This is a genomic window from Candidatus Benthicola sp., from assembly GCF_058719085.1.
On record NZ_JBZQEK010000113.1, the window covers coordinates 1 to 4912 of the forward strand.

The window sequence follows — 4912 nt, forward strand, 5'->3', positions numbered from 1 at the left end:
CACGCCCTTGCGCTTTCGGCGCTCGAACAGGTGTCCGGCGTATTCCTCGAGCCGATCGAAGGAGGCGGGATCCAGAATCTCCACGCCCTCGAGGTCGACCTCCTCGCGAGCCGCGATCTCCCGGATCACTTCCGGGTTGCCGAGCAGGATCGGCGTGCCGAGACGTTCGTCCACGATGGCGTGAGAGGCGCGGACCACCGTCTCGTTCTCGCCCTCGGGCAATGCGATCCGCTTCGGCGTGTGCTGCGCCGTGTCCATGATGGTTCGCATCAGCTCGCGCGCCGGTCCGAGCCTCGCCTCCAGCTCGTGCTGGTACTCCTCCAGATCGATCTGCCGGCGGGCCACCCCCGTGCGCATCGCCGCCTCCGCGACCGCGCTCGCCTCCCACAGCAGCACCCTGTGATCGAACGGGGTCGGGATCAGGTACTCGCGCCCGAAGTGGAGGCGCCTTCCCTCGTACGCCGCGGCCACCGACTCGGGCACGTCCTCCTTGGCGAGCGTGGCGAGCGCGTGCGTCGCCGCCAGGAACATCTCGTCGTTGATGCTCGTGGCGTGGACGTCGAGCGCCCCCCGGAAGATGAACGGAAACCCGAGCACGTTGTTCACCTGGTTCGGGTAGTCCGATCGGCCGGTGGCCATGATGACGTCGTCACGTACGGCCAGGGCATCCTCCGGCAGAATCTCCGGGTCCGGGTTGGCCATGGCGAAGACGATCGGGTCGTCCGCCATCGAGGCGATCATCCGGGGCGTGAACATCCCGCCCACGCTCAGCCCGACCAGCACGTCGGCGCCCACCGCGGCTTCGGCCAGCGTCTCGAGGTCGGTGTCCTGGGCATACATCGCCTTCTGAGGGGTAAGATTGTCCCGCTTCGTGCTGATCACGCCCTTCGAGTCGGCGAACCAGAGGTTCTTCGGGTTCGCTCCGAGGCGCACGTAGTGGTTTGCGGTGGCGATCGCCGAGGCGCCGGCGCCGGAGAACACGATCCGCACCTCGTCGATCTTCTTGCCCACGATCTCGAGGGCGTTCACCAGGGCGGCGCCGGAGATGATGGCCGTGCCGTGCTGGTCGTCGTGGAACACCGGGATGTCGAGCTTCTCCTTCAGCGTCTCCTCGATCTCGAAGCACTCGGGGGCCTTGATGTCTTCGAGGTTGATCCCGCCCACGGTGGGCGCGAGCATCTCGCAGAACCGTATGACATCGGCCGGATCGGGGGCATCGATCTCGATGTCGAACACGTCGATGTCAGCGAAGCGTTTGAACAGCACACCCTTACCTTCCATGACCGGCTTGGAGGCCTCGGGGCCGATGTTGCCGAGTCCGAGCACGGCGGTGCCGTTGGACACCACCGCCACGAGGTTGCCGCGAGCCGTGTACCGGTAGACGGCCTCCACGTCCTTCTCGATCTCGCGGCACGGTTCCGCGACGCCGGGCGTGTAGGCTAGGGACAGATCTCTCTGAGTGACGCAGGGCTTCGTGGGAATCACGGCGATCTTTCCGAGCCGCCCTTCGCTGTGATATCGAAGCGCCTCTTCCTTCCGAATCTTGGCCACGGTTTCCCGCTCCGGTTCGATGGTCTTCATCTCGGTTCGGCTGCCCGCTCGTGATGCTGCCGGGCGCTCACCGGACCCTCGAGGGGATTCATAAGTTACAGCAAATAGCCTGCCTCCGCGGCGACCGCCGGCCGGGACCCGCCGACGCTCCCGAACGAGGAACGGAATCCGGTTGACACCTCCCCGGGGCGTCCGGAGTTTCACCCTTCACCTCACAGCCTGGAGGCGCCGTGGAGATCGTTCCTGGACGCATGATATACCTCGGATACGGCCGATACTGGCGATCGGACGAGATCGTAGGGCTCCTTCCGATCGAGGAAGGCCGGGGGCCGGGCAGGCGAACCGAGGTCTACGTGGCGACCCGCGAAGACCCGGTGGTCGCTTCGCGCTCCGAGCAGACCATCCTCAACTCCATGGCCGGAGCGGACGAAATGTCCCGATCGGCGGAAGCGATGGCCCTCCTGAACGCCCTCGCCGAGGAACTCGCGGACCTGCCCGCCGTGCTGAGACGGATGCTGAAACGGGAAGGCGGCTTCGACGCGGACGCCTGGACCCGGCGCCTGGCCGGCCTGAAGGGGCCCGACGCCGAAATCGGAGGAGCTCAGGAGGACCTCTTCGCGGAGCCCTGAGGCCTGTCGCGCGGCATTCGCGGGATTCGCAGTTCCCGCGGAGCGAAACCCCCGCGACGTTCGCCGGTATCCCTTCCCGTGACAGACGAACAACCGCTCGCTCGTGGCGGGCCGCACCAACAGGCGCGGCCCGGAATTCGAACTCGTATCGGCCTCGGGGCCCGGGCCCTGCCGGTGCTGTTGAGCGCCCTGCTGCTCATCCCGGCTTCGGACGCCCTCGGTCAGACTCCCTCTGACGCCTGTCGCCCCTTTCCCGACTCCGGCGCCTCCGGTTGGAACGCGTCCCGGGTCGTGCGCATCATCCACGAGGCGGCCGTCGAGCGTCGGAACGCGTACTCGGACACGACGCTGTCCGCGTTCGATGCCTACGCCGAGGGCCACGTGGACTTCCTGGCCGACTTCGGCGAGTTCGGAGGAGAGCAGACGGTGCGGACGGACCGCATCGCCCTGCAGCTCGAGTGGGCGCGCGGACGTGGATCGCTCCAGACCATCGTCGGTCGCCGCAACGTCACCTGGGCCCCGACCCGCATCCACTATCACGTCGACCACCTCAGCCTCGTGATGGAGAACTTCGGACCGAGGATCCAGGTCGGGGAGGGCGACGAGGTGCGGGACGTGCTGCACCCGATCGCCGAAGGGGCGACCGGGTACTACGAGTACCGGCTCGTGGACTCGATGGCCGTCATGGTCGGCCCCCACACGTCGCAAGTGTATCGAATCGAGGTCCGACCGGCCTGCCAGAACGATCCCGGGGTGATCGGAACGCTCGACCTGGACTACGCGTCCATGGCCATCGCCCGGATGTCCGTGTCCTTCACGCCGTCCGCGTACATCGATCCCACGGTCAGCAGCATCAGCCTCGAGCTCACCAACGGCTGGGTCGACCGCAGGTGGTGGCTTCCGGTACGACAGCGAGTGGAGGTCCGCCGGCAGATCCGCTGGATGGACCTTCCGTTTTCCACCACGATCCGGGCCAACTTCGAAATCCTCGAATACGACCTCGACCCGGAGCCCCATTACCGGCTCAGGGGAGGGCACCGGGTGGCGGCCCTTCCACAGAAGGAGCTCGCCCGCTACGCGGGTTGGCGGCGGCAGGAAGTTCGGGTGACCGACGAGTTCGCCCCGGAGGACTCGGCGCGCTTCGCCCGGCTCCAGCGCAAGGCCGTCTCGATCGCGGCCGGACGATACCTGGGCGGCGGCGACCGGGTGCGGTTCTTCCTCCCCGACCTGTCGGCCGGTCTCCGGTACAGGAGGGCGGAGGGACTCCTCGTGGGCGGCGGGGCGAGCTGGCAGATCGGAGGTCGCACCGCGGCGTACGGATGGGCGGGGTACCCGTTCTCCCGGGAGCGCCCCGAGGCGGCCCTCGAGCTGCGCCAGGAGGTAGGCGAGACGACGTTTCGCCTGTACGGCTACGTCAACCGGCTGACGGACATCGGACCGTTCCCCGCCGCCGCGGGCGTGATCTCGACCTTCGGGGCCCTGTTCTGGGGCGACGACTACACCGACCCCTATTTCCGGGATGGGGCGGCTCTATCGGTCTCCACCCCGATCGGCCCCTGGACGGGCACGGTGGCCGCCGTGTGGGAAGAGCAGGAGTCGGCCGCGGACCTCGCCGGTCCGATCGGATCCGGGGCGACGAGGCCGGTGCAGCCGATCGAAGAGGGGGCGGACCCTCACCTGGATCTCGAGCTCACGCGGCGTTTCGGGTCCGCGCTGGCCGCCGTGTGGAGCGTGACCTTCCGATCCCAACTCGCCGACGGCGGCGACTTCGGGTACACGCGTTGGCGGGGCTCGTTCGAGGCCACACCGCCCGATCCGGACGCGGTATGGCAGTGGGAGGCCTCGGGCGCCGTTGCCCTCGCCACCGGAACGCTGCCGGAGCAGCGGCTCATCCTGCTCGGCGGCCGCAGCACCGTGCCGGGCTACGGGTTCCGGCCATGGGGCGGCGACCAGGGGGCGTACATGCTCGCCGCGGTCTCCCGCAACGTGGCGGCCCCGTGGGTGCGCCTGCGGGTCCTCGGGTCGGTCGGCTGGAGCCGGATCACGGCCGTGTCGAGCGCAGCCGCGGAGAACTTCGGAGTGACGGGCTCGGACGGGTTGCGCCCTTCGGTCGGCGCCGGCGTGTCCCTCCTGTGGGACCTGATCCGCATGGACGTCGTCCGCGGCCTGGATGACGGCGATTGGGAGTACCTGGTCAGCGTCAACCCGGCGTGGCGGGCGCCCCTCTAGCTCTTTCCCTTCCGGATCGAGCCCGCTTCCTCCGCCCGGGCCACCATTCGGTCGACCGACACCGAGGCGATGGTCTCGCCGATCAGGTCCAGCGGAAGGTCCTCCAGCTTCCGGAACCGGACGCACGACTTGCCGACGTCGAACCGCTTCCCGGTCGCCCGGTACGCGGCCTCGAATGCCTCACGGGACGCCTCCGACATGTAGATGCCGGTGAGGTACACGGCCATGTGGTTCTTCTGTGAGGCGAGCGCCGCGTACATCAGCGGCTGCCCGTTGTACGTGTCCGGATACCGTTCGAGCGGAACCTGGTAGGCGATCATCCCCCAGTTCATCGCTTCCTCGTAGCCCTCGGGGAGGTTCGCGAGGATCGTCTCCCTCACGGTCTCGAGGGCCGACCTGCGATCCTCCGGCAGGTCGGACAGGTACTGTTCCACGGTCGATGCATCGGAGCGCATCGGGCTCCTCCCACTCAGGAGTCGGTCCGGGCACCGCTCTCCTCGCCG

4 protein-coding genes are annotated in these 4912 nt (G+C 68.2%); 2 read left to right on the plus strand and 2 right to left on the minus strand.

The genetic code is table 11. The features are described 5' to 3' along the window. Positions 1–1581: phosphate acyltransferase (locus AC36XV_RS08815; protein WP_492203315.1), on the minus strand; the 1581-nt coding region annotated here is incomplete at its 3' end. Positions 1582–1802: 221 nt separating this feature from the next. On the opposite strand from AC36XV_RS08815, the gene AC36XV_RS08820 reads away from it, so the two are divergent. Next, positions 1803–2180: a hypothetical protein gene (locus AC36XV_RS08820; RefSeq protein WP_492203316.1), complete on the plus strand. Its 378-nt coding sequence runs from the start codon at positions 1803–1805 to the stop codon at positions 2178–2180. A 180-nt stretch (positions 2181–2360) separates the two neighbouring features. Next, a complete protein-coding gene (locus AC36XV_RS08825) occupies positions 2361–4409 on the plus strand; it encodes a DUF5686 family protein (protein WP_492203317.1) in 2049 nt (682 codons plus the stop codon). Here the strand turns inward: AC36XV_RS08825 and AC36XV_RS08830 are convergent. Then, positions 4406–4912 (minus strand): iron chaperone (locus AC36XV_RS08830; protein WP_492203318.1); only part of this gene is annotated, 507 nt, incomplete at its 5' end. The two genes, AC36XV_RS08825 and AC36XV_RS08830, sit on opposite strands and share 4 nt — an antisense overlap.

Coding starts and splice junctions, on each gene's coding strand:
- AC36XV_RS08820 (WP_492203316.1), top strand. CDS start 1,803: ATGATATACCTCGGATACGGCCGATACTGGCGATCGGACGAGATCGTA.